The organism is Streptomyces sp. NPDC057136, assembly GCF_042670885.1.
Classification (GTDB): Bacteria; Actinomycetota; Actinomycetes; order Streptomycetales; family Streptomycetaceae; genus Streptomyces.
Window position 1 is genome coordinate 40,065 of sequence record NZ_JBHUUV010000009.1, and the last position, 24,918, is coordinate 64,982.

At 69.3% G+C, this 24,918-nt stretch carries 22 protein-coding genes and 4 tRNA genes; 11 read left to right on the plus strand and 15 right to left on the minus strand.

The features are described from left to right. Window positions 1-31 precede the first annotated feature (31 nt). Window positions 32-382, minus strand: coding sequence for a metallopeptidase family protein (locus ACFT7S_RS13820; protein WP_382730935.1), 351 nt, complete (start codon window positions 380-382; stop codon window positions 32-34). A 101-nt stretch (window positions 383-483) separates the two neighbouring features. Between ACFT7S_RS13820 and ACFT7S_RS13825 the strand changes: the two genes are divergently transcribed. The 4 genes from ACFT7S_RS13825 (at window position 484) to ACFT7S_RS13840 (ending at window position 2,459) form a co-directional block, all read left to right on the plus strand. Next, window positions 484-2,001 carry a metallophosphoesterase gene (locus ACFT7S_RS13825; protein WP_382730937.1) on the plus strand — a complete coding sequence of 506 codons (1,518 nt, stop codon included), beginning with the start codon at window positions 484-486 and terminating at the stop codon, window positions 1,999-2,001. Between the two features lie 172 nt (window positions 2,002-2,173). Continuing rightward, window positions 2,174-2,246, plus strand: a tRNA-Glu gene (locus ACFT7S_RS13830). Between the two features lie 39 nt (window positions 2,247-2,285). Next, window positions 2,286-2,360, plus strand: a tRNA-Asp gene (locus tag ACFT7S_RS13835). A gap of 22 nt (window positions 2,361-2,382) precedes the next feature. Further along, a tRNA-Phe gene (locus ACFT7S_RS13840) sits at window positions 2,383-2,459 on the plus strand. 38 nt (window positions 2,460-2,497) lie between these two features. Here the strand turns inward: ACFT7S_RS13840 and ACFT7S_RS13845 are convergent. The 3 genes from ACFT7S_RS13845 to ACFT7S_RS13855 form a co-directional block, all read right to left on the minus strand. Then, window positions 2,498-3,358, minus strand: a complete 861-nt coding sequence (locus tag ACFT7S_RS13845; RefSeq protein WP_382730940.1) for a cytochrome c biogenesis CcdA family protein — start codon at window positions 3,356-3,358, stop codon at window positions 2,498-2,500. Continuing rightward, entirely contained in the window at window positions 3,355-4,140 is a 786-nt protein-coding gene (locus ACFT7S_RS13850; RefSeq protein ID WP_382730943.1) for a DsbA family protein, read from the minus strand. The genes ACFT7S_RS13845 and ACFT7S_RS13850 overlap by 4 nt, the downstream gene beginning before the upstream one ends. A gap of 67 nt (window positions 4,141-4,207) precedes the next feature. Beyond that, complete coding sequence (locus ACFT7S_RS13855; RefSeq protein WP_382730946.1) at window positions 4,208-4,561, minus strand: hypothetical protein; 354 nt, start codon at window positions 4,559-4,561, stop codon at window positions 4,208-4,210. Between the two features lie 155 nt (window positions 4,562-4,716). Between ACFT7S_RS13855 and hrpA the strand changes: the two genes are divergently transcribed. The 3 genes from hrpA to ACFT7S_RS13870 all read left to right on the plus strand — a co-directional run bounded on the left by hrpA (window position 4,717) and on the right by ACFT7S_RS13870 (window position 9,304). Next, entirely contained in the window at window positions 4,717-8,652 is a 3,936-nt protein-coding gene (gene hrpA, locus ACFT7S_RS13860; protein ID WP_382730949.1) for an ATP-dependent RNA helicase HrpA, read from the plus strand. A gap of 127 nt (window positions 8,653-8,779) precedes the next feature. Next, window positions 8,780-8,854, plus strand: a tRNA-Asp gene (locus ACFT7S_RS13865). Window positions 8,855-8,998: 144 nt separating this feature from the next. Further along, window positions 8,999-9,304 (plus strand): DUF6274 family protein, encoded by a 306-nt coding sequence (locus ACFT7S_RS13870; protein WP_382730951.1) that lies wholly within the window; start codon window positions 8,999-9,001, stop codon window positions 9,302-9,304. Between the two features lie 467 nt (window positions 9,305-9,771). On the opposite strand, the gene bldC is transcribed toward ACFT7S_RS13870, so the two are convergent. Beyond that, window positions 9,772-9,978, minus strand: a complete 207-nt coding sequence (gene bldC / locus ACFT7S_RS13875; protein ID WP_003949541.1) for a developmental transcriptional regulator BldC — start codon at window positions 9,976-9,978, stop codon at window positions 9,772-9,774. A 632-nt stretch (window positions 9,979-10,610) separates the two neighbouring features. Beyond that, window positions 10,611-11,456: a hypothetical protein gene (locus tag ACFT7S_RS13880; RefSeq protein WP_382730954.1), complete on the minus strand. Its 846-nt coding sequence runs from the start codon at window positions 11,454-11,456 to the stop codon at window positions 10,611-10,613. A 177-nt stretch (window positions 11,457-11,633) separates the two neighbouring features. Between ACFT7S_RS13880 and ACFT7S_RS13885 the strand changes: the two genes are divergently transcribed. Together ACFT7S_RS13885 and ACFT7S_RS13890 are read left to right on the plus strand one after the other, a co-directional pair. Then, window positions 11,634-12,716: a Leu/Phe/Val dehydrogenase gene (locus ACFT7S_RS13885; RefSeq protein WP_382730955.1), complete on the plus strand. Its 1,083-nt coding sequence runs from the start codon at window positions 11,634-11,636 to the stop codon at window positions 12,714-12,716. A 302-nt stretch (window positions 12,717-13,018) separates the two neighbouring features. Then, window positions 13,019-13,276, plus strand: a complete 258-nt coding sequence (locus tag ACFT7S_RS13890; RefSeq protein ID WP_123460581.1) for a DUF3073 domain-containing protein — start codon at window positions 13,019-13,021, stop codon at window positions 13,274-13,276. 182 nt (window positions 13,277-13,458) lie between these two features. Here ACFT7S_RS13890 and purM read toward each other — a convergent pair whose 3' ends face one another. Both purM and purF read right to left on the minus strand, forming a co-directional pair. Continuing rightward, entirely contained in the window at window positions 13,459-14,526 is a 1,068-nt protein-coding gene (purM, locus tag ACFT7S_RS13895) for a phosphoribosylformylglycinamidine cyclo-ligase (RefSeq protein WP_382730959.1), read from the minus strand. 60 nt (window positions 14,527-14,586) lie between these two features. Further along, window positions 14,587-16,113, minus strand: coding sequence for an amidophosphoribosyltransferase (gene purF / locus ACFT7S_RS13900; protein ID WP_382730961.1), 1,527 nt, complete (start codon window positions 16,111-16,113; stop codon window positions 14,587-14,589). A gap of 475 nt (window positions 16,114-16,588) precedes the next feature. Here purF and ACFT7S_RS13905 point away from each other — a divergent pair, with 475 nt between their 5' ends. Together ACFT7S_RS13905 and ACFT7S_RS13910 are read left to right on the plus strand one after the other, a co-directional pair. Next, window positions 16,589-16,681 carry a putative leader peptide gene (locus tag ACFT7S_RS13905; RefSeq protein ID WP_351527697.1) on the plus strand — a complete coding sequence of 31 codons (93 nt, stop codon included), beginning with the start codon at window positions 16,589-16,591 and terminating at the stop codon, window positions 16,679-16,681. A gap of 187 nt (window positions 16,682-16,868) precedes the next feature. After that, a complete protein-coding gene (locus ACFT7S_RS13910) occupies window positions 16,869-18,338 on the plus strand; it encodes a sulfatase (protein WP_382730963.1) in 1,470 nt (489 codons plus the stop codon). 3 nt (window positions 18,339-18,341) lie between these two features. On the opposite strand, the gene ACFT7S_RS13915 is transcribed toward ACFT7S_RS13910, so the two are convergent. From ACFT7S_RS13915 to purS, 7 genes are all read right to left on the minus strand, one after another. Next, complete coding sequence (locus ACFT7S_RS13915) at window positions 18,342-19,181, minus strand: META domain-containing protein (protein WP_382730965.1); 840 nt, start codon at window positions 19,179-19,181, stop codon at window positions 18,342-18,344. 37 nt (window positions 19,182-19,218) lie between these two features. Continuing rightward, complete coding sequence (locus tag ACFT7S_RS13920) at window positions 19,219-20,019, minus strand: sterol carrier family protein (protein WP_382730968.1); 801 nt, start codon at window positions 20,017-20,019, stop codon at window positions 19,219-19,221. A 21-nt stretch (window positions 20,020-20,040) separates the two neighbouring features. Then, window positions 20,041-20,952, minus strand: a complete 912-nt coding sequence (locus ACFT7S_RS13925; RefSeq protein ID WP_382730971.1) for a M23 family metallopeptidase — start codon at window positions 20,950-20,952, stop codon at window positions 20,041-20,043. Window positions 20,953-20,996: 44 nt separating this feature from the next. Next, entirely contained in the window at window positions 20,997-21,536 is a 540-nt protein-coding gene (locus tag ACFT7S_RS13930; RefSeq protein WP_382730973.1) for an ArsR/SmtB family transcription factor, read from the minus strand. Between the two features lie 103 nt (window positions 21,537-21,639). Further along, on the minus strand, window positions 21,640-23,889 hold the full coding sequence (gene purL / locus ACFT7S_RS13935) for a phosphoribosylformylglycinamidine synthase subunit PurL (RefSeq protein ID WP_382730975.1): 2,250 nt from the start codon (window positions 23,887-23,889) through the stop codon (window positions 21,640-21,642). Further along, window positions 23,886-24,566, minus strand: coding sequence for a phosphoribosylformylglycinamidine synthase subunit PurQ (purQ, locus tag ACFT7S_RS13940; protein WP_382730977.1), 681 nt, complete (start codon window positions 24,564-24,566; stop codon window positions 23,886-23,888). Before purQ ends, purL begins: the two co-directional genes overlap by 4 nt. Further along, window positions 24,563-24,814 (minus strand): phosphoribosylformylglycinamidine synthase subunit PurS, encoded by a 252-nt coding sequence (gene purS / locus ACFT7S_RS13945; RefSeq protein ID WP_382730980.1) that lies wholly within the window; start codon window positions 24,812-24,814, stop codon window positions 24,563-24,565. The genes purQ and purS overlap by 4 nt, the downstream gene beginning before the upstream one ends. Window positions 24,815-24,918: the final 104 nt, after the last annotated feature.

Genomic DNA, 24,918 nt, shown 5'->3' on the forward strand with positions numbered 1-24,918 from the left:
CCGCCGGACGCCGGACCGGGCCCGGGAGGGCTCACCCGTAACCCAGGGCGTGCAGCCGCTCGTCGTCGATGCCGAAGTGGTGGGCGATCTCATGGACCACGGTGATCTCGGTCTCGGCGACGACGTCCTCGCGCGACTCGCACATCCGCAGCGTCGGCCCGCGGTAGATGGTGATCCGGTCCGGCAGCACCCCCGCGTACCACTCACCGCGGTCGGTGAGCGGCGTGCCCTCATAGAGCCCGAGCAGGTCGGGGTCGCCGGGGTCCGGTTCGTCCTCGACGAACACCGCGACGTTGTCCATCAGCCGCGTCAGCTCCGGCGGGATCCGGTCAAGAGCTTGGCTCACCAGCTCTTCGAACTCCTCGCGCGTCATCTCCAGCACCCCGCCATTGTCACGTATGACGGCCCCACACCGCCTGCCCCATCCGTACCCACTGTCCCGCGGCCCGCATGTCCCGAGCCGAACCAGGGCATACGGGCCCAATGGCCCGCGACCCGTTCCGCGCCGCAGTCGTCCGTCTCCGGCACCGCACCCGCTCCACCGCCCCCGTCGGCACCCTCACCGACACCCCGCACCCCGTCACCCGCGCACTCGGTCTCGTCGCCGTCGTCGTGCTGGGAGCCTGGCTGGGGCTGTTGATCGTCGGCAGCGTCCGTACGCCGGTGGGGCCCATGGACACGGACATGACCCTGCGCCCGTCCCTCAGCGGCGGCACCAAGATCAATGTGTCCCCGCTCGGCGCCCTGGAGCTGGACTCCCACATCGCCCCGATCCGCCTCGACGTCGATGTCGACCGGCTCGACCCGATGCGCTCCCAGGCGCTGGTCAAACACCCCGAACGGCTCTCCGGCCTCCAGGACGAGGTCGCGTCCGACGTCGTCGCCGGCACCCTCGACCTGGCCGTCCGCTCCTGCGTCGCCGTCGTCTCCGGCGCCACCGCCCTCGGCCTCGCCGTCTACCGCCGCCCGCGCCGCGCCCTCGCGGCCGGCGGCCTGGCACTGGCGCTCCTGGCCGCCTCCGGAATCTCCGCGTACGCCACCTGGAATCCCAAGTCGGTCCTGGAGCCGAAATTCTCCGGGCTGCTCTCCAGCGCTCCCTCACTCGTCGGCGACGCACGCTCGATCGTCACCGAATTCGACGTCTACCAGCGGGAACTGGCCCGCCTCGTCACCAACGTCACCAAGCTGTACGACGCCACGTCCACACTCCCCGTCTACCGCCCCGACCCCGCCACGATCCGCGTCCTGCACGTCTCCGACATCCACCTCAACCCGGCGGCCTGGCACATCATCGGCTCACTCGTCGAGCAGTACGAGATCGACGTGATCATCGATTCCGGCGACACCATGGACCACGGCACCGCCGCGGAGAACGGCTTCCTGGACCCGATCCGCGACCTCGGCGCGCCGTACGTCTGGGTCCGCGGCAACCACGACTCGAAGGTCACCCAGGCGTATCTGAAGGGCCTGCGCAACGCGCACGTCCTGGACGAGGGCAGCGCCCTGAACATCGGGGGGCTACGGGTGGCCGGCACCGGCGACCCCCAGTTCACCCCGGACCGCTCGACCCCCGCCCAGGGGAAGGCCGCCGAACGGATGGCTGGGCTCCGGCTGGCATCCGCCCTGCGCGACCAGGAGCGGGCCGGCACTCCGGTGGACATCGCGGTCGCCCATGACCCGAATGCCGCACGCGAGACCGACGGCACCGTCCCCCTCGTCCTGGCCGGCCATGTGCACCACCGGGTGAACGAAGTGCTGAAACTCGGTACGCGGCTGAAGGTCGAGGGCTCCACGGGCGGCGGAGGCCTGCGCGCCGTGCAGAACGAGAAGCCCGAGAAGGTGCACGCCTCGGTGCTCTACCTGGACCGGGCGACCCGCAGTCTCCAGGCCTGGGACGAGATCACGCTGGGCGGTCTCGGCCTGACGACGGCCGAGGTCAGCCGCCATCTGCCGGAGGGGAACCCGTCCGAAGCGACCCCTTCGCCGAATCGGTTTGGCTGACACCGAAACGCCGTAGTACAGTCTCCGACGTGCCCAAGGGCGCCGGTCAGGGCTTGACCGTTCTGATGCCGATCGGCTGAGGAAGAAGCGGAACCTCTTGAGGGGAAGCGGAGTCACATGCTTCTCACGTCCCCTGGGGCGACAGACGCAGAAGCAGCACAACAGCTGTTTTGCCCTCATCGTCTAGTGGCCCAGGACGCCGCCCTTTCAAGGCGGTAGCACGGGTTCGAATCCCGTTGGGGGCACGCACCACCCTGTGCGACACTTGTGTCGCACAACAGCTTGGTCCTGTGGAGCAGTTTGGAGTGCTCGCCACCCTGTCAAGGTGGAGGCCGCGGGTTCAAATCCCGTCAGGACCGCTGCAGCCCGTATGAGCTGCGTGGCTGGGTAGCTCAGTTGGTACGAGCGATCGCCTGAAAAGCGATAGGTCGCCGGTTCGATCCCGGCCCCAGCCACCACCCGAAGGCCCCGTCCGATGGACGGGGCCTTCGTCGTGTCAGGCTCCCTCCCGCGACTCCCGCTCCCCCTGCTTCTGGTGGACCGCGCGGCGCCACGCCCGTACCGCGAGCACCAGCGTCACAGCTGCCACCACGGCTCCCAGCAGCACCGCGTCCGGCACGTTCTCGCCGAGGCGCTGGGCCCACTGCTCCACGGCGAACGAATCGTCCACGTTCAGCAGTCCGGGCAGCGCGGTCGTCCCGTCGTACGCGAGGAACAGCGTGCCGAGGCCGATGAAGAAGAGTCCGGACAGCAGGGTGGTGCTGTGCAGTTCGAAGCGGCCGACGCGCAGGGTGCGGCCCCGGAGCCACGCCCGGCGCCCCAGTTCGTACCGCTCCCAGAGCAGGGCGAGCACGAACAGCGGTACGGCCATGCCCAGTGCGTACACGGCGAGCAGCAGTCCGCCGTAGACCGGGCTGCCGCTGACGGCCGCCACGGTGAGGACACTGCCGAGGATCGGGCCCGCGCAGAAGCCGGCCAGCCCGTAGACCGCGCCCAGGGCGTAGACCGAGAACACGGTGGTGGGGCGGATGCGTCCGCCGAGGGCGGCGATCCGCCGTGAGGCGAAGCCCAGGCCCACGATCTGGGCGACACCGAGCGCGATGATCAGCCAGCCCGCGCCGAGGACCAGTGCCTCGCGGTTGCCGTAGAAGAGCCGTCCGGCGTACGAGCCCGCGGCTCCGAGGGGGACGAGGGTGGTGGCGAGGCCGGCGTAGAAGATGCCGGTGCGGGCCAGCAGCCGTGAGGCGGAGTCGATGGAGTACGCGAAGAAGGCGGGCAGGAGCAGGGCGCTGCACGGGCTGACCAGCGCCAGCAGCCCGCCGAGGAAGGCCGCGAAGTAGCCGATGTCCGCCGTCACTTCGCGGTGTCCTCGGCTTCCTTGGCGTCCTGGGTGTCCTTGGCCTTCTCCGCCTCCGCCGCCGCCTCGATGGCCTGCGTGAAGGTCTCCATCGGCTGGGCTCCGGCGATGGGGCGGCCGTTGACGAGGAACGACGGGGTGGACGTGGCGCCGATTCCGTATCCCTGTTCCTGGTCGGCGCGGACCGCGTCCGCCGCGGCGGTGCCGTCCGTGTCGCGGACGAAGCGGTCGAGGTCCTTCACACCGGCCTGCCGGGCGAGCTCCTTGAGGCGGTCCTTGCCGAAGCCCTTCTCCTTGGCGTCCTCGGCGTAGGCGGCGCGGTGGAACTCCCAGAAGCGGTTCTGCTGACCCGCGGCCCAGGCTGCGCGGGCGGCGGCCTCGGACTCCTCGCCGAAGATCGGGAAGTTGCGCCACTCGATGCGCAGGGTGCCGTCCTGTACGTACTTCTTGATCAGGGCGGGCTCGGTGTCCCGGGCGAACTTTCCGCAGTAGCCGCACTTGAAGTCGGCGTACTCGATGAGGACGACGGGGGCGTCGGTGCGGCCCTGGGCCAGCTTGTCTGCCGCGTCGCGGCGGGCGAGCCCGGCCAGTTCGGCGTAGACGTCGGCGGACGGGTCGTCGCTCACCTCGGCGACCGATGACGACGCGGCGGAGCCGGAGCCGTCCGGTCCGGTGGCGAGGTAGGAGGCGTAGCCGAGGAGTCCGGCGGCTAGGACGACGACCGCGCCGTAGATCAGCGGCTTCTTCGAGGCGGGCTTGGACGAGGGGGTGGGCGTGGGCATGCGTCACTCCGTGCGGTGGCGTGCGAGAAGGGGAGAAGGGGAAGGGCTGCCGGCTGACCGGCACCGGCTACACCCTCAGCACGGAGAGTTCTATGAGGCTGGGCGTGGCGGGTTCGGGGCCGCGCCCGGCGATCCGTTCAAGCGTTTCCGCGGGTCCCGCGCCGGTGGCGGCGGGAAGGTCCCATGTGGCGAGGCCCGGCGCCTGGTCGTGCGCGGCGCGGCCCCGGACGGGTCCGGCGGGCTCGGTGCCGTCGTGGTCGCTGTCCCTGCCGCAGCCCGGCACGCCCTGACCGTCGGCAGCGGCGGCCACGATCGGGTAACTGCCGGCCGCCGGGGTGACGGACGCGGTGGCCGGGCCGCAGAACAGCCCCAATACGACCGTGAGCGCCGCCAGGAGGCAGCACCACTGCGTACGGGACACGGCGACCGGCCTCTCGGAAATGGGTACGGGTGATCAGTTGCCCGAAATGGTACGTGGTGTGATGCCGCCCCACCCCGCAGTCACCGGGGGAGTGACGGAGACCGCGCGAAATGCGTTCGCCACTCTTCGCGCCCGGGTGCGATCCTGGGACCCGTATGTCTACTTCCTTTGTCGATCTCCAGTCACAGCTCGGACAGCTCTCACTCCGCGAAGCGAACCGGCTCGGCCGTCGCCTCGAGGGTGCGCGCCGTATCCGTAAGCCCGAGGCCCGACAGTCCGTGCTGGACGAGATCGCCGCCGAGGCGGGGAAAGCGGCCGAGCGGCTCGCGGGGCGTGCCTCGCGGATGCCCGCTCTGTCGTACCCGGAGCAGCTTCCCGTCAGCCAGAAGAAGGACGAGATCCTGGAGGCGATACGCGACCACCAGGTCGTGATCGTCGCCGGCGAGACCGGTTCCGGAAAGACCACGCAGATCCCCAAGATCTGCATGGAGCTGGGGCGCGGTGTCCGGGGCATGATCGGGCACACCCAGCCCCGCCGGATCGCGGCCCGCACGGTCGCGGAGCGCATCGCCGAGGAGCTGGACACGCCGCTCGGCGAGGCCGTCGGCTGGAAGGTCCGGTTCACCGATCAGGTGAACCCCGACGCGACCTTCGTGAAGCTGATGACGGACGGCATCCTGCTGGCCGAGATCCAGACGGACCGCGAGCTGCTCGCGTACGACACGATCATCATCGACGAGGCGCACGAGCGGTCGCTGAACATCGACTTCCTGCTCGGCTATCTGGCCAGGCTGCTGCCCAAGCGCCCGGACCTGAAGGTCGTCATCACCTCGGCGACCATCGACCCGGAACGCTTCGCGCGGCATTTCGGCGAGGCGCCGATCGTCGAGGTCTCGGGGCGTACGTATCCCGTCGAGGTCCGCTACCGGCCGCTCCTGGAAGAAGAGGGCGAGGACTCCGACCGCGACCAGATCACCGCGATCTGCGACGCCGTCGACGAGCTCCGGTCGGAGGCCCACGGGGATGTCCTCGTCTTCCTCTCCGGCGAGCGGGAGATCCGCGACGCCGCGGACGCGCTGAACAAACGCAACCTCAGACATACCGAGGTGCTCCCCCTCTACGCCCGTCTGTCGCACGCCGAGCAGCACCGCGTGTTCCAGCGCCACACGGGCCGCAGGATCGTTCTCGCGACGAACGTCGCCGAGACCTCGCTGACGGTCCCCGGCATCAAGTACGTGATCGACCCGGGCAACGCCCGTATCTCCCGCTACAGCCACCGCACGAAGGTCCAGCGGCTGCCGATCGAGCGGGTCTCGCAGGCCAGCGCCAACCAGCGCAAGGGCCGCTGCGGCCGTACGTCGGACGGCATCTGCATCCGGCTGTACTCCGAGGACGACTTCCTGACCCGTCCGGAGTTCACGGACCCCGAGATCCTCCGTACGAATCTGGCGTCCGTCATCCTCCAGATGACCGCGGCCGGCCTCGGTGAAATCGAGAAGTTCCCGTTCATCGACCCGCCGGACCACCGCAACATCCGTGACGGTGTGCAGCTGCTGCAAGAGCTCGGTGCGCTGGAAGCGGGCGAGAAGACCCCCCAGGAAGGGAAGAGGGGGCAGAGGCTCACCCCGCTGGGCCGCAAGCTCTCGCAGCTGCCCGTCGACCCGCGTCTGGCCCGCATGGTCATCGAGGCCGAGCGCAACGGCTGTGCGCGCGAGGTCATGGTGATCGCCGCCGCGCTCTCCATCCAGGACCCGCGCGAGCGGCCCTCGGAGAAGCAGACGCAGGCCGATCAGCAGCACGCCAGGTTCAAGGACGAGACCTCGGACTTCCTGGCGTTCCTGAACATGTGGCGCTACATCCGCGAGCAGCAGAAGGAGCGCGGCTCCTCCAGCTTCCGCCGGATGTGCAAGCAGGAGTACCTGAACTTCCTGCGCATCCGCGAGTGGCAGGACATCTACGCCCAGCTGCGCACGGTGGCCAAGCAGATGGGCATCCAGCTGAACGAGGAGGACGCGCCGGAGCAGTCGGTGCACACCTCGCTGCTTGCGGGCCTGCTGTCGCACATCGGGCTGAAGGACACCGAGAAGAACGAGTACGTGGGCGCGCGCAACGCCAAGTTCGCGATCTTCCCGGGCTCGGCGCTGTTCAAGAAGCAGCCGCGTTTCGTGATGTCGGCCGAGCTGGTCGAGACGTCCCGGCTGTGGGCACGGGTCAACGCGAAGGTCGAGCCGGAGTGGATCGAACCGCTCGCCGAACATCTGCTGAAGCGCACCTACAGCGAACCGCACTGGGAGAAGGACCAGGCGGCGGTCATGGCGTACGAGCGGGTCACGCTCTACGGGGTACCCATCGTCGCCCAGCGCAAGATCAATTTCGGCCGTATCGACCAGGAGGCGTCGCGCGAGCTGTTCATCCGCAGCGCACTGGTCGAGGGCGACTGGCGTACGCACCACCAGTTCTTCCACGACAACCGCAAACTCCTGGGCGAGGTCGAGGAGATGGAGCACCGCGCCCGGCGTCGCGACATCCTCGTGGACGACGAGACGCTCTTCGATTTCTACGATCAGCGCATCCCCGAGCACGTCGTCTCCGGTGCCCACTTCGACTCCTGGTGGAAGCACAAGCGGCAGGACGAGCCGGACGCGCTCGACTTCGAGCGCTCGATGCTCATCAACGAGAAGGCCGGGGCCGTCACCAAGGACGACTACCCGGACTCCTGGCGCCAGGGGAAGCTGAAGTTCCGGGTGACGTACCAGTTCGAGCCCGGCGCGGACGCCGACGGTGTGACCGTCCATGTCCCGCTCCAGGTGCTCAATCAGGTCACGTCGGAGGGCTTCGACTGGCAGATCCCGGGCCTGCGCCAGGACGTGGTCACGGAGCTGATCCGGTCGCTGCCCAAGCCGATCCGCCGGCACTACGTCCCCGCTCCGGACTACGCGGGCAAGTTCCTCGACCGGGCGGTGCCGCTTCAGGAGCCGCTGCCGTTCACGCTCGCCCGTGAGCTCCAGCGGATGGTCGGCGTCCCGGTGAAGGCCGACGACTTCGACCTGACCCGGATTCCGGACCACCTGAAGATCACCTTCCGGATCACCGACGAGCGGCGCCGCACGGTGGCCGAGGACAAGGACCTGGACGCGCTGAAGCTCCAGCTGCGTCCCAAGGCCCGCCAGGCCCTCTCCAAGGCCGCCGCGGCCACCGCGGGGCCCTCGGGCGAGTCCATCGAGCGCTCGGGCCTCACCGACTGGACGATCGGCACACTGAACCGGGTCTTCGAGACCCGCCGGGCAGGCCAGCCCGTCAAGGCGTATCCGGCCCTCTCGGACCAGGGCGGGACAGTGGCCGTACGGCTCTTCGACACCGAGGCCGAGCAGCAGCAGGCGATGTGGCGGGGCACCCGGAAGCTGATCCTGCTCAACATCCCGGTGAACCCCGCCAAATTCGCCTCGGACAAGCTCACCAACCAGCAGAAACTGGCCCTGTCCCGCAATCCGCACGGCTCTATCCAGGCCCTGTTCGACGACTGCGCGACCGCGGCGGCCGACCGGCTGATCGCCGCGCACGGCGGCCCGGCCTGGGACGAGGAGTCGTTCCGGAAGCTGTACGACAAGGTGCGCGCCGATCTCGTGGACCTGACGGTCCGCACAATCGGGCAGGTGCAGCAGATCCTGGCGGCCTGGCAGGCGTGCGAGCGGCGGCTGAAGGCCACCAGCAGCCTGGTCCTGATCAACAACGTCGCGGATGTACGGGAGCACCTCGCCCGCCTCGTACCGCCGGGATTCGTCACCGCGACGGGGCTGCGCAGGCTGCCGGACCTGATGCGCTACCTGGTCGCCGAGGACCGCAGGCTCCAGCAGATGCCGACGAACGTCCAGCGCGACACCACGCGCATGGAGAAGGTCCACGAGATGCAGGACGAGTACGCCTGGCTGCTGGAGCAGCTGCCGCAGGGGCGGCCGGTGCCCCAGGAGGTGCTGGACATCCGCTGGATGATCGAGGAGCTGCGGGTCAGCTACTTCGCCCACGCCCTGGGCACGGCGCAGCCCGTCTCGGACAAGCGGATCATCAAGGCGATCGACGCGGCGGCACCCTGACCCGGAGGGGTCGCGGGAGGCCTGTCGTCCCGTAACGGGGGCGCAACCCTGGGTGAGTTCGACCGCACCCTCCGACCTCCTGTACAGTCTGGTTTCGCAGCCAGCCGCAAGGCAGCCGCGAAAACCTGGTCCTGTGGAGCAGTTTGGAGTGCTCGCCACCCTGTCAAGGTGGAGGCCGCGGGTTCAAATCCCGTCAGGACCGCAAGAAGCGAAAGCCCGGATCTTCTGATCCGGGCTTTCGTGCGTCTTGACTGCGGCATCTGCCCCGGGTAACCCGGAGAGCAGAGGCTGCCCCCGATTTCCCTCGGCGAGGGGCCGCCCCGGGCCCCACCGGGAGGTGGCACGTATGTCTGCGTCCACGGCACGGCACGAAACCCGCGCGCTGCTGCGCGCCCACCTGGCGGCGGCATCCGGCTACCGGCACCTCACCCGGCACTGCCCGATCTGCCATCGGCTGCTGCGCCTCGCCCTGGAGCCCACGACGGCGCCGCGGGCGCCCGGCACCTTCCTGGGCCCCTCCCGCCCTCCCGAGGCCCCCGAAGCGCCCGAAGCGCCCGAAGCGCCCGACAGCGACGCAACCGCCTCCGACGGTCCCCCGGGGCCGCAGAGGGCGGCGGGGCAGAACGAGGACGAAGGTCCCGCCACGACATGACCAATGGCCGCGCCGCCCGCTTCCCGGCAGTGGCAGGCTGGGAGTTGGCAAGTCCCAGCCGGTGTGACGGGAGTCACCGAATGAGTTTTTGGAAGGGGTGGCTTTACCCCCTTCTTACAACTGGCGAATTTAATATGTGCAATTGCACCACTCGCCAGACATGCCCGAGGCCGCCCCGCCGGGGCCGGCCCGGAACCTCCAGGAGGCCCGCACAGGGCCCCGGACGGGTCCGCGCACGGTCGCCGAACAGACCCGGCGCAGCGGCCCGCACACGACCCCGCCCCCGGCCGTTCGGGCACAAAAAAATCGCGCTGGACCCGGCGGAGTCCAGCGCGATCAGGTGACGTACCCGTATTGCATAGGTATGACGCCTGTTGAGGCAGGCGTCCGTCATGTGGAGCTATGGGTGGGCAACGGGGGCTGGGGGGCCCAACAGTGCCCAGTTATGGCGCGGCGACAGGGGTGTGTCAGGCCTCGCTGCGCTGCTGCGGAATACCCGCAAGCAGTGCGCGGACCTCTGCCTCGCGGTACCGGCGATGCCCACCGAGCGTGCGGATGGACGTGAGCTTGCCTGCCTTGGCCCAACGGGTGACCGTCTTCGGGTCCACGCGGAACATCGTGGCAACCTCAGCCGGGGTCAGCAGCGGCTCGGCATCAGGGGTGCGAGCGGTCATGAGCGGCCTCCTCGGGAGAACCGAATCCTTCTCGGTTCTTTCCTCTAAATTCTGCACCTTGACCCGCGTTGCCCGAAATGGCGGACGCGGGCCGAGTCGGTTATAGGACGAACGGCTTGTCCTCGGCACTACAACTACACCATCCGTCCAGCCGCGTCGGCCAAACCGATGGAATTGCCCTCCCAGGTGTTCATCAGCGACGGAAGCCGATGGACCATGCCATAGCGGACAGTCACACCACAGTGACGATCAGTCACAGAGCGATCAGGAGTCATCAGACCCCCCATAGAGTGCAATGCCGAGCTTTCCGCCCATAGTTAGACGGAAGGAGTCCTCCCCGGACTCCTTGTCCTATTTTGGCACGAGGGGTGGGGATGGGCGCAAGGGCGCCGTTAGTGCTATCCGTCACGCTTGAGGCAAAGGCCCGGTTCGGGACGTAGGTCCTGGCCTCCACGGCGTACTCTCCCGCCCCACTCGTCACATGGGTCACACAGGACGCACTTTCACGCCTCGTCAGCTCACCGGAGCGCCCCTCGGCGCACTACAAAAAGTGTGGATGCGCTCCGGCTCGCACACCTCTGCGCCGGTTGATGCGCCTCTGCGCCGATTGCCTGGGCATGGCGGGTTTCGCGTCAGTTGGCGAACTGTCGGTCCCGTACCGCCCGCCAGCGCTCGGCGAGACGCGCGTACGCCGTGCTCGCCCCTTCGCTGTCCCCGGCCCGCAGCGCCGCGATGCCCTCGGCCACATCCGCCGCCGAGTGGTCCCCTGCCAGATGCTCGGCCGGCAGCGCATGGACCAGGCCCCCGTAGTCGAGCTCGACCAGCGCGCGCGGATGGAACTCCTCCAGCCAGCGGCCGACATCCACCAGGCCCTCGGTCAGCGGCCCTTCGTCGACCGTCTCCCGCAGAGTCTTGAGCGACCGCGCCAGCCGGCGCCGGGCCTGCACCATCGGGGTCCGGTAGCGCAGCACCGGCGGCCCGCCGCCGTCGCCCGCCGCCTCGTACTCCCGCTCCTCCTCAGCGAAGAGCACGAACCAGCGCACGGGAACCTGCCACACCGCCGTCCTGATCCACGGCCGGGCATCCGGATTCCGCTCCCGCCACCGCTCGTAATCCGTGAGCGCCTGACCCCGCACGACCGGAGGCAGCACCGCGTCGAACACCGTGGCCGGAAACATCCCCTCGAGTTCCTCCAGAGCCAGCCATCCCCGCAGCCGGGTCCGCCACGGACAGACGCACACCACCCCGTCCACCTCGGCCACGAACGCGTCCGCGCTCTCGTGCACAGGCACCCCGACCGGTGGCGTGGCCGCCAAGTCGGCGAGTGAGCGCCGCAGTTCGTCCTGGGCGGTGGGGAAGGCGGAACGCTCCGCGTACCTGGCCCAGTGGGCGCGTTCGGGCCCGGGAAAGGCGGCGAGCGGCTCGTACACCCGCAGGTAGGACGAGTAAGGGACGAACACTGAAGACACCACCGACATGCGCCGAATCGTGTCACGCCGGTACTCCGCGAGGGGGTGATCCTCGGCACCGGCACAAATCTCCGTACGCGGAGGACTTACGCTCTTGCCCAGTCGGACCGACCGTGCCGGTCGGCCCGGGGCCCTCCCCACCTTCAGGAGGGTCTTTCCGCCGCTTCGTACTTGGGAGTCACCACAGTGACCGATGTGACCGACGGCGTCCTGCACACCCTGTTCCACTCGGATCAGGGGGGCCACGAACAAGTCGTGCTCTGCCAGGACCGTGCCAGCGGCCTCAAGGCCGTCATCGCCATCCACTCCACCGCCCTGGGCCCGGCCCTCGGCGGCACCCGCTTCTATCCGTACGCCTCCGAGGAGGAGGCCGTCGCGGACGCGCTGAATCTCGCGCGGGGCATGTCGTACAAGAACGCCATGGCCGGCCTCGACCACGGTGGCGGCAAGGCCGTCATCATCGGCGACCCTGACAAGATCAAGACTGAGGAACTGCTGCTGGCCTACGGCCGGTTCGTCGCCTCGCTCGGCGGGCGCTACGTGACGGCCTGCGACGTCGGTACGTACGTCGCCGACATGGACGTCGTGGCCCGCGAGTGCCGCTGGACCACCGGCCGCTCCCCCGAGAACGGCGGGGCGGGCGACTCCTCCGTCCTCACCGCCTTCGGCGTCTTCCAGGGCATGCGGGCCTCCGCCCAGCACCTGTGGGGCGACCCGACCCTGCGCGGCCGGAAGGTCGGTGTCGCCGGCGTCGGCAAGGTCGGCCACCACCTGGTCGAGCACCTGCTCTCGGACGGTGCCGTGGTCGTCATCACGGACGTACGCGAGGAGTCGGTACGCCGGATCACCGACCTGCATCCCGAGGTCGCGGTGGCCGCGGACACCGACGCGCTGATCCGTACCGAGGGCCTGGACATCTACGCCCCGTGCGCGCTCGGGGGAGCTCTCAACGACGACACCGTGCCGGTGCTCACCGCGAAGGTGGTGTGCGGCGCGGCCAACAACCAGCTCGCGCACCCGGGCGTCGAGAAGGATCTGGCCGACCGCTCGATCCTGTACGCACCCGACTACGTGGTGAACGCCGGTGGCGTGATCCAGGTGGCCGACGAGCTCCACGGCTTCGACTTCGACCGGTGCAAGGCGAAGGCCACGAAGATCTTCGACACCACGCTGGCCATATTCGCACGTGCGAAGGCTGACGGAATTCCGCCGGCCGCGGCGGCCGACCGGATCGCCGAACAGCGGATGGCCGAAGCACGCCGTCACTGACCGGTGACGGGATCTTCATACCCCGTCACCGGACACGGCCCGCCGACCGGCGAGACAAGACTCACGCCGGTCGGCGGGTCGGCCGCTCAGAAGAGGTTAAAATCGCAGTTGACCAGCGAGGACAGGGCTCCTCGCCGGGTCGCTTCCGGGGCACTTCATGCGGGCGGCGTACCGTATGGCCACGGAAGCAGGTACCGTTAAAGCCCTACAGGCGCGGTCTCTCAGCCGGGAGTCCGTCCTGAAACATGAACGCGTGTCAAGACTCTGGGGCCGTCGAGCCCCGTCACCGAGGGGGTCGAGCCATGGGGCGCGGCCGGGCAAAGGCCAAGCAGACCAAGGTCGCCCGTCAGCTGAAGTACAGCAGCGGCGGGACTGACCTGTCGCGTCTGGCCAATGAGCTGGGCGCATCACCTTCGAGTCAACCACCGAACGCTGAGCCGTTCGAGGACGACGACGAGGAAGATGACCCGTACGCACAGTACGCGGATCAGTACAACGACGACGATGACGAGGACGAGGACGATCAGTCCGGTCCGTCGTCACAGCGCCGCGGCGCTTGACCTCGCGCTGACACAACAACCCGGTCCGGGCCTGCTCGGACCGGGTTTTGTGCTGTCCTGATGCACCCCGGTCCGGTCGGCACTCCCCAGCCCGCCCGGCGGTTGAGGGCATCTTTCAGCCCGTCCGGCGATTGAGGACGGGGTGGGTCACCGGACGATGCCGGTGACCCACCCCGTACTGCCTACTTCGCGTAGTCGCCCACGAGCTCGGCGCCCGAGGTGTGCGCACCCCGGTCGGTGATCTCACCGGCGACCCACGACTCGACGCCTCGGTCGGCCAGGGTGGTCAGTGCGGCGTCCACGGAGTCGGCGGGCACGATCGCGATCATGCCGACGCCCATGTTGAGCGTCTTCTCCAGCTCCAGCCGCTCGACCTGTCCGGCCGTGCCGACCAGGTCGAAGACCGCGCCGGGCGTCCACGTGGAGCGGTCCACGGTGGCGTGCAGCGCGTCCGGGACGACGCGGGCCAGGTTGTTGGCCAGACCGCCGCCGGTGACATGGCTGAAGGCGTGCACCTCGGTCGTGCGGGTCAGTGCCAGGCAGTCCAGCGAGTAGATCTTGGTGGGCTCCAGGAGCTCCTCGCCGAGCGTCCGGCCGAACTCCTCGACCTGGCGGTCCAGCGACCAGCCGGCGCGGTCGAAGACCACGTGCCGGACCAGCGAGTACCCGTTGGAGTGAAGACCCGATGACGCCATCGCGATGACCGCGTCACCCTTACGGATACGGTCCGGGCCGAGCAGGTGCTCGGCCTCGACCACGCCCGTGCCGGCGCCCGCCACATCGAAGTCGTCGGGGCCGAGGAGGCCCGGGTGCTCGGCCGTCTCGCCGCCGACGAGGGCGCAGCCCGCGAGGACACAGCCTTCGGCGATGCCCTTCACGATGGCCGCAACACGCTCGGGATGCACCTTGCCGACACAGATGTAGTCAGTCATGAAGAGCGGCTCGGCGCCACAGACGACCAGGTCGTCGACGACCATGCCGACGAGGTCGTGGCCGATGGTGTCGTACACGCCCATCTGCCGGGCGAGGTCCACCTTCGTACCGACGCCGTCGGTGGCGGAGGCGAGCAGCGGACGCTCGTAACGCTTGAGTGCCGAGGCGTCGAAGAGGCCGGCGAATCCGCCGATGCCCCCCAGGACCTCGGGGCGCTTCGTCTTCTTCACCCACTCCTTCATCAGCTCGACGGCACGGTCGCCGGCTTCGATGTCGACGCCCGCTGCCGCGTAGGAAGCACCTGTTGTCTCAGACATTGCCTGGGATCTTTCGTGTGGAAATACGGGGCTGGTGGGGGAAGCGCCGGTCGTTCCGGGTCACGGACGACGCAGCGCGTCGGCCGCCGCGGTCGCGGCAGGGCCGGCCGCCAGCTCGGTCTCCAGCAGCTGCTTGCCGAGCAGCTCCGGGTCCGGGAGCTCCATCGGGTATTCACCGTCGAAGCAGGCGCGGCAGAGATTCGGCTTGGCGATCGTCGTCGCCTCGACCATCGCGTCGAGCGAGATGTACGAGAGCGAGTCGGCACCCATCGAGGTGGCGATCTCGTCGACCGTCATGCCGTTGGCGATCAGCTCGGCGCGGGTCGCGAAGTCGATGCCGAAGAAGCAGGGCCACTTGACCGGCGGGGAGGAGATCCGGATGTGGATCTCGGCGGCACCGGCCTCGCGGAGCATCCGGACCAGTGCGCGCTGGGTGTTGCCGCGGACGATCGAGTCGTCGACGACCACCAGGCGCTTGCCCTTGATGACTTCCTTGAGCGGGTTCAGCTTGAGCCGGATTCCCAGCTGGCGGATGGTCTGGGACGGCTGGATGAAGGTCCGGCCGACGTACGCGTTCTTGACCAGTCCGGCGCCGAACGGGATTCCGCTGGCTTCGGCGTATCCGATCGCGGCGGGAGTGCCGGATTCCGGAGTCGCTATGACCAGATCCGCGTCGACCGGGGCTTCCGCGGCCAGTCTGCGGCCCATCTCCACACGGGAGAGGTAGACGTTCCGCCCGGCGATATCGGTGTCGGGGCGGGCCAGGTAGACGTACTCGAAGACACAGCCCTTGGGCTTCGCTTCCGCGAAGCGGGAGGTGCGCAGGCCGTTCTCGTCGATGGCGATCAGCTCGCCCGGCTCGACCTCACGGACGAAGCTGGCGCCGCAGATGTCCAGGGCAGCGGACTCGGAGGCCACCACCCAGCCGCGCTCCAGACGTCCGAGGACCAGCGGGCGGATGCCCTGCGGGTCGCGGGCGGCGTAGAGGGTTTGCTCGTCCATGAAGACGAGCGAGAAGGCGCCCTTCACCTCGGGAAGCACCTTGGTGGCGGCTTCTTCGATGGTGAGCGGCTTGTCGTCGTCATCGGTCTGGCCGGCGAGCAGCGCGGTCACGAGATCGGTGTCGTTGGTCGCGGCGACCTGGGTGGCGCGGCCGTCCCTGCGGGGAAGGTCGGCGACCATCTCGGCGAGCTGGGCCGTATTGACCAGGTTGCCGTTGTGACCCAGGGCGATCGAGCCGTGCGCGGTGGCACGGAATGTCGGCTGCGCGTTCTCCCACACCGAGGCACCGGTGGTGGAGTAGCGGGCATGACCGACCGCGATATGGCCCTGGAGAGATCCCAGAGACGTTTCGTCGAAGACCTGCGAGACCAGTCCCATGTCCTTGAAGACCAGGATCTGGGACCCGTTGCTCACTGCGATGCCCGCGGACTCCTGTCCACGGTGCTGCAGGGCATACAGTCCGAAATAGGTGAGCTTGGCGACCTCTTCGCCCGGAGCCCAGACACCGAAGACGCCGCAAGCGTCCTGGGGGCCTTTCTCTCCGGGGAGCAGGTCGTGGTTGAGTCGTCCATCACCACGAGGCACACCACCGAGTGTAGGCGAGATCGACCACCGGTCCGAATTCAGTGCCTGCCGCACACGGGCTGTTGGTGCACTGCGGGCGTGCGTGACGGTGCCCGCGGACGAGCCCTCCATGCGCCCCCGACCGATCACTCCGGGTGACCGGGGGGAGGTGGCCGGACAGGCCGTCTGCGCGCTGTGGGCGGCAGGCGCCCGGATTAGCGGCGGGTTACCGATCGGTTCAAGCCGTCGGCGATACGGGGCTGCGAGCCCGCGTCGTGGCACTCGGTGATCCGGGGCATGACAGGAAGAGCCGCTGGCCGAACGCTCGTTTCGTGGTGAGCCTCACACTGCGGGCCGCCCATGAAGGCGCTCGGGACCTCTCGGCAGGGCCGGATTCCACGGGAGCGGACGGTACGAGCGGCCTTCCGGCGCGTGAGCGTCCGGGGTTCGAGACCGGCATTGACAGGCGCACGGCCGCTTGGCAGGCTCCTGGGCCATGCAGCCCCTCGGTGATCATTCGGTCACGCTCGTGGAGCGCCGCCACGTCGATCTGGGACGTGTGGCGAGCGCCATCTGTCGCTGCGCCTGACTCACTCCGCACCACCGCCGGGTCTTCAGAGACCCCGTTGAGCGTGCGCTGAGTTCTTCCTTCTTCCTTTCCCTCTCCTCGCCCGCCCCCGGTCCGGGCGCACTGCTGTGCGCAGCTGGTGCCTGACGGGCTCCTCCACCTGCCCCTGCCGTCATCCGCCGCGTGCGCGGCCCTGACAGGAGTCCTCATGTCCGCAGATCAGTCGAACACCAGTTCCCTTGAGGATTCGTCCTCCTCCCTGACCCGTCGCGCCTTCGGTACGGCCGTCGGCGCGACCGCGGCCACCGCCGCCATCGGCCTCTCGGCCGCAGGACCCGCCGTCGCCGCCGGACCCGCCGCCCCGGTGACCGCACCGCGTGAGCGGCCCTTCCGGGCGGCTCGCGGCAAGCACTCCCGGCGGCCCAACATCCTCTTCATCCTCGGCGACGACCTGGGCTGGGCCGACCTCTCCTCGTACGGTGCCCCCGACATCCGCACACCCCACCTGGACCGGCTCGGACGGCAGGGGGTGCGGTTCACGGACGCGTACTCCGGCTCGGCGACCTGCTCCCCCACCCGGTTCAGCCTCTACACCGGGCGCTATCCGGGACGTACGAAGGGCGGGCTCGCCGAGCCCATCGCGGACAGGTCCGTGGGACTGGACCCCACCCATCCGACACTCGCCTCGCTCCTGCGCGGCGCGGGCTACTCCACCGCGCTCATCGGCAAGTGGCACTGCGGCTATCTGCCCGACTACAGCCCCACGAAGTCCGGGTGGGACGAGTTCTTCGGGAACTTCGGCGGGGCACTGGAGTACTACTCCAAGCTCGGTCTCGGCGGCGAGTACGACCTGTACGAAGGCGACGCCACGTACAAGGACCTGCGGTACTACACCCGCATCCTGACCGAGCGTGCGAGCGACTACGTCCAGCGCGACCACGACCAGCCGTGGCTGCTCAACCTCAACTTCACCACCCCGCACTGGCCGTGGATCGCGGACGGGGACACCGAGGAGAGTGCCGAGATCGTGCGGCGGATCAAGGCCGGTGACAGGCGTGCGCTCCAGCACGGCGACGGCGGCTCGCTCCAGAAGTACAAGGAGATGGTCGAGGATCTGGACCGCTCGGTCGGCGAGGTACTGAAGGCGCTCGACCGGTCCGGCCGGGCGGAGGACACCCTGGTCTTCTTCGCCAGCGACAACGGCGGTGAGCGGTTCTCGTACAACTGGCCCCTGGCCGGCAACAAGGGCTCGCTCCAGGAGGGCGGCATCCGGGTCCCCGCCGTACTGCGCTGGCCCGCCCGGATCGACGCGGGCCAGGTCAGCGGCCTGCCGGTGTTCTCCCCCGACTGGACGGCCACGCTGCTGGAGCTCGGCGGGGCGCGGCCCGACCCGGCCTACCCGCTCGACGGCACCAGCCTCGCCGGGTATCTGCTGCGCGACGAGGAGCCCGGGGAGCGGGACCTGTTCTGGCGGGTGCGCGGGGAACGGGCGCTGAGGCGCGGCGAGTGGAAGTACTACCGGGGCAAGGGCGGCGCCGATCAGCTGTTCCGGCTCTCCCACGACCAGCGGGAACAGGCTGACCGGGCCGCAGCCGAACCGGAGCTGCTGGCCGGTCTGCGGGCGTCCTGGGAGCGGACGAACGCGCAACTGCTGCCGTATCCGACGGGCGGTGCGTGACCGCTACTTCTTGCCCGTCCCACCCTCGGGGGCGGAGGCGCCGAGTCCCTTGCCGTTCTCCGCGGTGAGGGACAGGGCGTGGTGATCGATCGTGTACGCCGTCTTCCCCCGGAGGACGGCGAGCATGGACCGTTCGACGTCCATCTCGGCGTCCCCGCACATCTTGCGGGTGGAGGCGAGCGGTCCGAAGGTGATCGACGAGCCGGCGACCGTCGCCTTGCCGTGGAAGTTGTTGCAGCCGAGGTTGCCCTCCACGGTGCCGTCCTTGCCGAAGGTGAGGCGCGGTGCCTTGTCCCGGGTATCGGCGGGCAGCGACGTTGCGATCTCGCCGTCGATCAGGGTGGTGACGGTCCAGGTGGTGCCGGTGAGCGGGGCCGGGGGCTCGGACGTGAGGGTGATGGTGTCCCCCTTGCTTGTCGTCAGGGTGAGGGTCTTGTTCACCACGGCGGCCTTGAGGGTGCCGCTGAACGCACGGGACAGGGCGTTCTCGAAGTCCTGAACGTCCTTCTCGCAGGCCATCTCGGTGGTGGTGCCCGGTCCGAGGGTCACGGTGTCGCCCTCGACGCGGACGTCGGCGGTGTAGTGGTTGCAGCCGAGGTTCCCGGTGGCTTTGCCCTTGGAGTCGATCCTCACGTGGGCCTCGGCCGGTGCGGTGCTCTTCTTCCCGTCGACGGTCAGGGACTCGACGCCCCAGCGGACGTCGGTGACGGGCTGGTCGGTACGCACCGTGCCGCTGCCGTCGCCGGTTCCCGCGCCGGAGTCGGCTCCGGAACCCGGCTCCGTGCCGCAGGCGGCGAGGGCGAGGAGGGCCAGGACGCTGACAGCCATACGTTGTGTGCGCATGGCCCTGGGACGGATCGGGGTGGCGATCCGGTTCCCCTCAGCTCATCAGCGGCAGCAGGTGGGCGAGATCGGCCCGCTCACCACTCGCGCTGACCTCCGCCGCTTCCAGCGCCTGGGCCCAGTGGGTGCGGCCGGTGGCGAGCCTGGTCCAGACGAGTGGACCGGTCTCGACGACATTGGGCGGGGTGCCGCGGGTGTGCTTTGGGCCGCCGATGCACTGGACGACGACGAACGGCGGGATACGCACCTCGACCGAACCGCCCGGGGCCTTGTCCGCGAGGGCGTCGGCCAGCAGCCGGGTACAGGCGGCGAGCGCCTGCCGGTCGTACGGGATGTCCAGGCCGGTCGCCGCGTTCAGGTCGTCGGTGTGCGCGACCAGTTCGACGGTGCGGGTGACCAGGAAGTCGCCGAGCCGCATCGTCCCGGCCCTTGTCGGGACCAGCCGGTCCCCGGGGACGGCGGGCACCCGCTCGTCGAAGCGGTCGGCGACCTCCCCGTACAGCGCGTCGAGGTCCGGGTGGGCGGCGGCCAGCGCCCTGGTGTCGTCGGCGATGCGCTCCGCCCGTCCCGCCGTGGAGAACGGCCACTCCAGCAGGGCGAGACCGGGCTTCGGACCGGCCGGTTCCGGCAGCTCCAGGCTGGTGGTGACGCGGGAGAGCGCCATCGTGAGGTGTGCGGCGAGCTCCCGTACGGTCCAGTCCCCCAGCCGGGTCGGCAGCGCCAGCTGCTCGGGTGTCAAGGCGCGGACGGCTTCCCGGACATGGGCGAACTGGGCCAGGACCGCGGCCCGGGTTTTCGTGGCGTCGTACGTGCGCAAGCGCTTCTTGGCCGGAGGCATACGGGCGAGACTAACCGGCGGCTATGACAATCCCCGGAGGTCCCGGGCGAGGTCGGGAGAACCGGTGGCGAGGTCGGGAGAGCCGGTGGTGGCGGCGTCGACAGAACCGCCCGTGGCGTCCCCTGCCGTGAACTGCTCGCCGTTGGCCGGTATGCCGATGCCCCGCCACCTGAACGGGATTCCGCGGGCCACGTCCAGGTCCGGGTCGTCCATCAGCTGGAAGTGGACGTGCGGCTCGGTGGAGTTGCCGGAATTTCCGCATGCGGCGAGCTCCTGTCCGGCCCGGACCGTGTCCCCCGCCTTCACCCGGAGCGAGCCGCGCCGGAGATGGGCGTACATCGCGTACGTACCGTCGCCGATGTCGAGGACGAGGTGGTTCCCGACGACCCTGCGTGCGCTCGTCATGTCGCGGACCGAAGCCTCGATCAGCATCAGGTAGGCGAGAGCGGGACCCGAGTCCCGGCTGAGGTGGTCACGCTGGCCGTGGCTCGCGTGCACCACGGTGCCGTCCGCGACCGCGAGAAGCGGGGCCCCGAAGGCCGGGAAGTCCCGGTTGCGGCGGACGACCGGCCACAGCCATCGGAACGACGGGCGGACCGCGGCCCCTTCGCCCTCCGGTTCGGCCACGATGTCGATCGCGTACGTCTGCCCGTAGCCGTGCGTACCGTGACTGGGCACCTTGTCCGCCGGGCTGTTCAACGCGGTCCAACGACCGGTCACCGGCGGCTCGACCTCCACCGGGGGAACCGCCTTCGCCTGTTCCGTACGGCTGCGGCGGCCCATCGCGAGACCGATGACGATCGCGACGGCCGCCGGCACGAACGTCAGACCGTAGGGGATCAGCGGATCGGCCAGGAAGCTCACGAGCACCAGCGCGACGAAGGCGATCCAGCAGCAGCGGTACAGGGTCATGGCGGCTTTGCGTACGGACATGGCGTCCCCCTCGTTCTGTCGGCTCGGCGTGTGTGCGGGACCGCTCAGCGTCTCCCCGCCGTCAGCGCCACCAGGAGCGGCACGACCCGGACACCCGGCACCTCGTACCGTCCGCGTCCCGTCGTGTGCAGCCAGCCGGCACCGGCCAGTTGGCGCAGATGGTGGTAGATCTGGCCGGTCGTGCCGACCCCGTCGAGTGCGGTCAGCTCGGCGGCCGTGCGGCGGCCGGCGAGGATCTCGCGCAGCAGCCGCAGCCGTACCGGATGGCCGAGAGCGGCGAGGGACTCCGCGACGTCCGACCAGCCGGACGGATCCTCGTCCGTGCCCAGCAACTGCGTGGTGAGCGCGCCGTACTGCCACTCGTACTCCTCGCCGGTCGGCAGGCGCACCGCACCGGTGTAGAGCACTCCGCCGTCGGCCGTGGCGTCGTCGTCGCCGCTGAGCTGCTGTTTCAGTCCTTCCAGCGCCCAGAAATCGGTCTCGATCCGGTGCTCTTCCCCGTGGGCGGCAGGCTCCGGACGCGCCGGCCGCTCCAGCGCGGCAAGCCGCCGTTCCAGCTCGGTGACCCGCTCCTCAAGTGCCATGACAGCATCTTACGTAATTACGTAATGCCGCGCAAGGGTGCAACGACGAAGCCCCCGCCCGGATGACCGGGCGGGGGCCTCAGCGAAACGTGAGCGGTCCTGCTCAGCCGAACAGAGCCGGGATGACGGCCTCGTGGGCCGTGCGCAGCTCGCTCAGCGAAACGCTGAACTCGCCCTGGACCTCGATCTCCTCGCCGTCCACGACACCGATCCGCGTCACGGGCAGACCCCGCGCACCGCACATGTCGTTGAAGCGGAGCTCCTCGCTGCGCGGGATCGAGACGATCGCGCGCCCGGCCGACTCGGAGAAGAGGAAGGTGAACGCGTCGAGACCGTCCGGCACGACGAGCCGTGCACCCTTCCCGCCGCGCAGGCAGGACTCGGTGACCGCCTGGATCAGGCCGCCGTCCGAGAGGTCGTGCGCCGCGTCGATCATGCCGTCGCGTGAGGCCGAGATGAGGATCTCGCCGAGCAGCTTCTCGCGGCCCAGGTCGACCTTCGGCGGCATGCCGCCGAGGTGCTGGTGGATGACCTCGGACCAGGCCGAGCCACCGAACTCCTCGTGCGTGTCACCGAGCAGGTAGAGGAGCTGGCCCTCTTCCGCGAAGGCGACCGGCGTGCGCCGCGTGACGTCGTCGATCACACCGAGCACGGCCACGACCGGCGTCGGGTGGATCGCCGTGTCACCGGTCTGGTTGTACAGCGACACATTGCCGCCGGTGACCGGGGTGCCGAGCTCCAGGCAGCCGTCCGCGAGACCACGGGTGGCCTCGGCGAACTGCCACATGACGTCCGGGTCCTCGGGCGAACCGAAGTTCAGGCAGTCCGAGATCGCGAGCGGCTTGGCGCCGGAGGCGGCGACATTGCGGTACGACTCCGCCAGCGCGAGCTGCGCGCCCGTGTACGGGTCGAGCTTCGCGTACCGGCCGTTGCCGTCGGTCGCCATGGCCACGCCCAGGTTCGACTTCTCGTCGATCCGGACCATGCCCGCGTCCTCGGGCATCGCCAGCACGGTGTTGCCCTGCACGAAGCGGTCGTACTGGTCGGTGATCCAGGACTTGGAGGCCTGGTTCGGGGAAGCGACCAGCTTGAGGACCTGCTCGCGCAGCTCGGCGCCGTCGGCCGGGCGGGCCAGCAGGCCGGCGTCGTCGGCCTGGAGTGCGTCCTGCCAGGAGGGGCGCGCGAACGGGCGGTGGTACGTCGGGCCCTCGTGTGCGACGGACCGCGGCGGTACGTCCACGATCTGCTCGCCGTGCCAGAAGATCTCCAGCTGCGAACCCTCGGTCACCTCACCGATGACGGTGGCGATGACGTCCCACTTCTCGCAGATCTCCATGAAGCGGTCGACGTGCTGCGGCTCGACGATCGCGCACATGCGCTCCTGCGACTCGCTCATGAGGATTTCCTCGGGCGAGAGGGAGGAGTCGCGCAGCGGCACGGTGTCCAGTTCGACGCGCATGCCGCCGGAGCCCGCGGAGGCCAGCTCGCTCGTGGCGCAGGAGAGCCCGGCGCCGCCGAGGTCCTGGATGCCCGCGACGAGCTTCTCCTTGAAGATCTCCAGGGTGCACTCGATGAGGAGCTTCTCCTGGAACGGGTCACCGACCTGGACCGCGGGCCGCTTGGCCGGACCGGTCGACTCGAAGGTCTCCGAGGCCAGCACGGAGACGCCGCCGATGCCGTCGCCGCCCGTGCGGGCGCCGTACAGGATCACCTTGTTGCCGGGGCCGGACGCCTGGGCCAGGTGGATGTCCTCGTGCTTCATCACGCCGATGCAGCCGGCGTTGACGAGCGGGTTGCCCTGGTAGCAGGCGTCGAAGACGACCTCGCCGCCGATGTTCGGCAGGCCGAGGCAGTTGCCGTAGCCGCCGATGCCCGCGACGACTCCGGGCAGGACCCGCTTGGTGTCGGGGTGGTCGGCCGCACCGAAGCGCAGCGGGTCGACGACCGCGACCGGGCGGGCACCCATGGCGAGGATGTCGCGGACGATGCCGCCGACGCCGGTGGCCGCGCCCTGGTAGGGCTCGATGTACGAGGGGTGGTTGTGCGACTCGACCTTGAAGGTGACCGCGTACCCCTGGCCGACGTCGACCACACCGGCGTTCTCGCCGATGCCGACGAGCATCGCGTCGTTGTCGGGGACCTTCTCGCCGAACTGCTTGAGGTGAACCTTGCTGCTCTTGTACGAGCAGTGCTCGGACCACATCACGGAGTACATGGCGAGCTCGGCACCGGTGGGACGGCGGCCCAGGATCTCGCGGATCCGCGCGTACTCGTCCTCCTTGAGGCCGAGCTCCTTCCAGGGCTGCTCGGTGTCCGGGGTCTCGGCCGCGTGCTTGACCGTATCCAGGCTCATGCGTTGACCAGCTTCTTGATGATCGAGGTGAAGAATCCGAGACCGTCGGTGCGACCGGTTCCGATCAGCGGCTCGACGGCGTGCTCCGGGTGCGGCATCAGACCGACGACGTTGCCCGCGGCGTTCGTGATGCCGGCGATGTCGCGCAGCGAGCCGTTGGGGTTCACGTCGAGGTAGCGGAACGCGACACGGCCCTCGGCCTCCAGCTCGTCGAGCGTGCGCTCGTCGGCGGTGTACCGGCCGTCCACGTTCTTCAGAGGTACGGAGATCTCCTGGCCCTCGGTGTAGTCCGAGGTCCACGCGGTCTCCGCGTTCTCCACCTTCAGCTTCTGGTCACGACAGATGAAGTGGAGGTGGTTGTTGCGCAGCATCGCACCGGGCAGCAGGTGTGCCTCGGTGAGGATCTGGAAGCCGTTGCAGATGCCGAGGACCGGCATCCCCGCCTTCGCCTGCTCGATGATGGTCTCCATCACCGGCGAGAAACGGGAGATGGCTCCGGCCCGCAGATAGTCGCCGTAGGAGAAGCCCCCGGCCAGGACCACGGCGTCGACCTGGTGCAGGTCCTTGTCGCGGTGCCAGAGCGATACGGGTTCGGCGCCCGCGATCCGGACGGCCCGCAGGCTGTCCTGGTCGTCGAGCGTGCCGGGAAAAGTGACGACGCCGATACGAGCGGTCACTTCTCCTCCTCCACCTTCACGATGAAGTCCTCGATGACGGTGTTGGCGAGGAAGGTCTCCGCCAGCTCGTTAATGCGGGCGAGGGCTGCGGCGTCGACCGGCCCCTCGACCTCGAGCTCGAAACGCTTTCCCTGACGTACGTCCGCGATTCCTTCGAAGCCGAGACGGGGCAGTGCGCGCTGCACAGCCTGTCCCTGCGGGTCGAGGATCTCCGGCTTGAGCATGACGTCGACTACGACGCGTGCCACTGGCACTCCCGGTGGTGTGGTGCGGCTGTGTCTCCGGGGGGTTCCCCAGACCCCCGCGGGTCCACTCAGCGTACCTGCCCAGAAATTCTACGCGGGTAGATATC